At 64.9% G+C, this 5,015-nt stretch carries 4 protein-coding genes and 1 pseudogene; 3 read left to right on the top strand and 2 right to left on the bottom strand.

Features of this window, described 5'->3' with window-relative positions; translation table 11 throughout:
- Nucleotides 1-116: 116 nt before the first annotated feature.
- Nucleotides 117-1,349, bottom strand: coding sequence for a hypothetical protein (locus FV229_RS25215; RefSeq protein WP_147754556.1), 1,233 nt, complete (start codon nucleotides 1,347-1,349; stop codon nucleotides 117-119).
- Between the two features lie 391 nt (nucleotides 1,350-1,740).
- Here FV229_RS25215 and FV229_RS25220 point away from each other — a divergent pair, with 391 nt between their 5' ends.
- The 3 genes from FV229_RS25220 to FV229_RS25230 all read left to right on the top strand — a co-directional run bounded on the left by FV229_RS25220 (nucleotide 1,741) and on the right by FV229_RS25230 (nucleotide 4,640).
- Nucleotides 1,741-3,399, top strand: a complete 1,659-nt coding sequence (locus FV229_RS25220; RefSeq protein WP_147754557.1) for a hypothetical protein — start codon at nucleotides 1,741-1,743, stop codon at nucleotides 3,397-3,399.
- A complete protein-coding gene (locus FV229_RS25225; protein WP_147754558.1) occupies nucleotides 3,396-3,650 on the top strand; it encodes a hypothetical protein in 255 nt (84 codons plus the stop codon). Before FV229_RS25220 ends, FV229_RS25225 begins: the two co-directional genes overlap by 4 nt.
- Nucleotides 3,651-3,755: 105 nt before the next feature.
- Nucleotides 3,756-4,640: a hypothetical protein gene (locus tag FV229_RS25230; RefSeq protein ID WP_187275284.1), complete on the top strand. Its 885-nt coding sequence runs from the start codon at nucleotides 3,756-3,758 to the stop codon at nucleotides 4,638-4,640.
- A gap of 133 nt (nucleotides 4,641-4,773) precedes the next feature.
- Here FV229_RS25230 and FV229_RS25235 read toward each other — a convergent pair.
- Nucleotides 4,774-5,015 (bottom strand): annotated as a pseudogene (locus FV229_RS25235) (porin); the annotation flags it as partial.

The raw sequence follows: 5,015 nt of genomic DNA on the forward strand, positions 1-5,015 counted from the left end.
GGGAAGGGTAGAGCTAGACCACGACGGGCGGCGGGTCGGGAAGGGGAAGAGAAGGAGGAGACGAGGCGAGCCCCAAGAGGGGCGCGCCGGGCCCGGGGGCCCATATGTGGAACCAATCACCCGATTATCGTTGCAGGAGAACGGGTTACAGCGCCGAGAACGCCAACCAGGATTTCGTCCATCTTGGCCTCCATCCACGCACCCTTGGAAGCCGGTACGATGAAGCTGTCGTGGACGGGCAGGCAGGGGACGGACGCCTTCTCGCACGCCTTCAGGACGTCCACCGCCATGGCGGCGTCCACGGCCATGCAGCGGATCCCACGGTCGGCGCCGATGTCTTTCGCGATGGGCGCGTTCCTCTTCACCACCGCCTTCAGCAGGCCGCGGGTATAGTCCCATCCGTGCCCCCACCCGTCCTTGTCCATGAGGGCCGCGGCCGCCGAGTTCATCGTCCGGGCGTTGAGGGCCACGTTCAAGGCCAGCTTCCCCTCGGACCTCGGGAACACGCCGGTCTCGTAGGGATCGTGGCGCAGGGCATGTCCCCGGGCCGCGTACAGAATCCTGGGGTGGAGCGTTGCGAAATCCGGTTCGACGCAGACCTCGCCGTTGATGAAGAGGTCCTTGCGGGCGCCCTTGGGTAGGGACTGCCACCACCCGTACAGGCGCCCGTGCCGGTCCCACCGGCCGCGGCCGAATACGCGGTACACCTCGGGGCTCGGGGTTGGCACCACGCAGGCCCAAGTGCCGCGCTTGTCGTTGCGGGCCCGGACGACGCGCGTGGCGTGCTCCCATCCGTCGCCCGTCGGCATCGTGACGCTGACCTGCCCGAGGTAGGCGCTGATGCGGTCGAGCTCGGCCTCCAGGCGTCGCGTCTGCCGGGTGGGGTCGTAGCCGATGACGTCGCCGGCGTCGTCCTTGAGGATGAGGCGCGACCGCCGGGTCTCGTACTCGAAGGGCGAGTCGCGGTAGGCGTGGACGAGGTCGGGCGTCGCGCGCAGGCGGCTCTGCATCCCGGTGGTGAGGTGGTCCCCGGCGCTCGCCCTGACCTCCTCGATGAGGCCGAGTTCGACGAGCTCAGCTACGGCGGCGAGGACGCGGTCGTAGGTGTAGGGCAGGCCCTGGTACCGCGACTGACCGGCGTAGAACGCCTTCCGGCGGCTGTAGCTCACCCACCTGCCCGCGCCGGGCTCGATGTCTGCGGCGATGCATGCGGCCGCGAGGACGCTGCGACGGGCGAGGTCCTGCTTGCGGTCGGCGATGTCGGGGATGCCGGCGGCCGAGAGGATATTCTCGGGGACGCGCCAGTGGAAATCGAGGGCGCGGTCTCGCGCCGGTCCTGTGTCGAGCATGAAGCGTCATCCGGTGACGGTTCATCGTCGAACACCACTTCGACGACGTCCGACAGTCAGCGTTCGCCAGAGCCTTGCTTATGTCCAGGCCTCTGATCCGGCCGGTTTACTCCATTCCGTAGAGTAAACTACCTTGAAAGCTTGCCCATAGGTAAGGCTATACTCGTGGCACTAGAAGCCCCCTGCCGTGTCCATGCGGTGGCCCGTCTCCGCCGGAATGTGAAATCACACCAAGCACCCATCGGAACGGCTCAGCGGCGTTTCGGCGAGGTCCGACTTTTTTTCGGGATTTCCCACGGTCCGTCACGCTGATCCTCGGGCAGGCCGCCTGAAGGGGCTTGGGGATGCCTCCGGCCGCGAATCGCCCCCCGACCGCGAGGGGAACGACATCGTGGTGCAGACCTATCCGATCGGCGCCGAGCCGGTGGCAGCGGGGCGCTCAGTGCACGGGCGAATGGCCGACGAGCATACGACCGCCGTCTCGCTGGCCGACAGCCGCTTCCGGGAGGATCTTGGCCGGGCGGGCATCGATTACGACACGGTGCACCGGGACATCCACCCGTGCGTCCTCGGCGCCCTCGTCCGCGGCGAACACACCGATCCGCTGGACGCCTACGAGCGCACGGTCGGCGCGATGCAGGGGCCGCTGCAGCCCTACGTAAAGTCGACCACGGTCCGGGAAGAGATCCCGGACGTCCGCTTCGGCCAAGCGAACCCCTCCGCGGTCGTAGACCACATCGACGACGCTCCGCGCACGGCGAAGGGGCCGGTGGCGAAGGCGCTGAATGCAGCGCGCAACACTTTGTGGACCCGCTCGGGGCCGGGTCAGCTGCGGGAGCTCGATCTGAGCGTGGAGGGTTTGCAGGGTGCCCGTTCCGCGATCGGCGACCTGATCTCTCAGGCCGAGCCCACGGCGCAGCGCGTCCTGATCGGCGTGCGTGACCGCCTCGACCGGGCACTCGCCGCGGTGCCGGAGCATGCCGAGGCCACGCGTAACTTCGCGGCGGCGAGTGTGCCGCTGCGTCCCTTCGAGAACCAGGCGCTGGCCAAGGTCATTGAGCGCGACGAGTTCGGTCGCGCCTTCACGCTACCGGCGGAAGGGTCGGCGCCAACGATTGAGGCTGGCGGGCCGACGGCCGTGCGCACCTTCAACACCGTGGCGCCGCCCGAGGCGCGTGCCGGCTTCGAGAACTACCTTGGGACGAAGCTCTTGGATGGGGCGACAGACGCCCGCGGCACGGTCTCGGGCGATGCGCTGGCGCTCGGCATCCGGGACCGCTCCGACGTCCTCGACACGGTGCCAGGGTTGCAGCGGCGACTGCAGGGCGTCCGCGCGGCCGACGAGGCGCTCGCGCCGCAGCGTCAGGGTGCGATCGGCGAGCTGTCGCGCGCCCCGACGACGGAGGCCGCCGGCAACATGGTGTTGCCGTCCAAGCCGCGGGTCGGCGGCGAACGCGAGCTCATCGACCTCATCATGCGGACGGCGCGCGAGGAGCCGCAGGGGACGGCGCAGCTCGTGCGGCAGCGTCTCGCCGACCAGGCCGACACCAGTATGGGCCGGCTCGTCGGCGGCGAGGCGCAGGGCGGCGGGGCGAAGTTCGCCAAGGACATCGCCGGGACGCGTCAGCAGGCGACCAATCTCGATGCGGTGCTGCGCGCCCTGCCCGACAGCCCCGCGGCGCCGGCCGCGGTCGATGACCTCATGCAGATTCTGCGCGCTACGGGCACCCGGAAGCCGCAGGGATCGGCCACGTCCTTCAACGACCAGTACCGGGCGGAGATCGGCGGTGAGAGCCTGCCGCAACAGGCCATGACGGCGCTGAAGACGCAGGGCCGCTCCCTGCTGGCCAACGTCGGCGACGCGTCGAAGCGAGCCTACCTCGGGCGCAACAACGCCGCGTTGGCGGACATTTTGTCGGCGCCGGACAGCGTCCAGCAGATCCGCGCCATCGCGGCAAGGCGCGCCGAGACGCCGTTCGCCGATGCGTTCATGCGGATGGCGGTCCAGGCGCCGCAGTCGATCAGCGAAGTGTTCGGTGGCGCTCGATGACCTACACACTCAATCGCCTCGCCGCCGGTAGTTACGACCTCGTCCTCGACGGCATCATCGTCGGGAGTGTGGTCCGCGAGGTGTCGGCCGATGGCGGGCATCGCGCCTGGCATGCCGAGCTGCTCGAAGACCTGCCGCCCGATCGCCGCCCGATCCCCTTCACCGAGATTGAGCACGCCTTTCCGACGCTGGACGCGGCGACGGCGTGGCTCGGGCGCGCGATGGTCCTAGGTTCGCTTCAGGCTGCCTAGCGGTGATGGCGCAGTCGACACATCTGCAACGGGGGCTCACATTGGCGACTTCGCAGAGCCTACGTTCTGCAAGCTGAAATTGGCTCTCAGATGAATTCGATAGAGGTGCTCACCGATGCGCGATCTCGGGAAGTGGCTTGGCCCCTCATCGTAGAGGCTCTGCGTGATCTATCAATTCACGGCAGCGTTGATGATCAAGGCCGTCCCTGGATCGAAGTTGCCGCATACTTGACCGGCTATTCGACAAATCATTTGCGAATTGGACAAAGGACCTTCTCATCAATACAGACTTTTATTGAGTTAAATGGTTTGAAAAATCATGCATTAGAATGGCCAATATCTAATCTTGAGGTTATTACTCGGATAGCGAAAACAAATCCGGAGCGCGCAAAGCAAATACTAAGTGGCGATGGTCATCATAGCCTTCGAGAATTGCGCAATCTGTATGACCGGGCCAGAAGTGAAGCCGGAAGCCAGATTTCGGCGATGAGTGCCGGACACCAATCGGCCAAAGAATTCACGAAAAAAATTTTTAGTGAAATATCTAATAGGGACGTGCTTCGAAAATTATTAGGCCTTGACCTCGATGTTTCTCTTGGAGCGCTCAAATTATGGCCTGGTCGCTACCCGTATGTTCATCCGGATTTTTATGTTGATTTTTCAATCAACGGCCAAGCCCATATTGCAGCATTTGAAGGGTTGAGGTTCTTTGGAGATGTCACATCACAGGTAGCAACCAAGGCTGCGCTCAAGGCCGCAGTTGAAGCCACGTTTTTCTCGCAATACTATTGGTGCACGCCAAGCTGGGTATCGATCGCCGACCTTGAAGCCCTCAGGGATGAACTTGGCCTTATGAACGTCGGGATAGTGGCCATCAGCGAGAACAAAGTCGAGACGGTTCTACGCCCTCTCGGTCCGTCATTGCACGACCGACGATCTGTACTGTCAAAGGATAAAGCGTTCCTCAGGCGGCTTGGAGTTCAGTCTTAGCTGGCGAGAAGGCCATACAGCACAGCCAGCAGACAACAAAAGGCCCGGCTTCGCAGCCGGGCCTCAAGGTAGTCTCGGTGATCCTGGTCAAACCCTGCGCGGCTATTCAGAACCGCGCAGAGAGCAAGCTTGCTCAGAAGTCGCGCTGGACGCGGGCGCGGACCTGGAAGACGTCGTCGCTGGTGGTGGTGCGCACGAACCCGCCGGCGTTGATCGCGGCGACACGGGCGGTCGAGTAGGCGGTCGGGTCCTTGTCCTGGTCGATCACGCGGCCGTTCTTGACGCCGATCTGGGTGTAGAAGCCTTCCACACCGATATCGAGGTCCTTGACCGGCGACCAGATCAGGCTCGCGCCGGCGACGAACTGGTAGGTGT

This window comes from Methylobacterium sp. WL120, assembly GCF_008039465.1.
In the GTDB taxonomy this organism is placed as follows: Bacteria; Pseudomonadota; Alphaproteobacteria; order Rhizobiales; family Beijerinckiaceae; genus Methylobacterium; species Methylobacterium cerastii.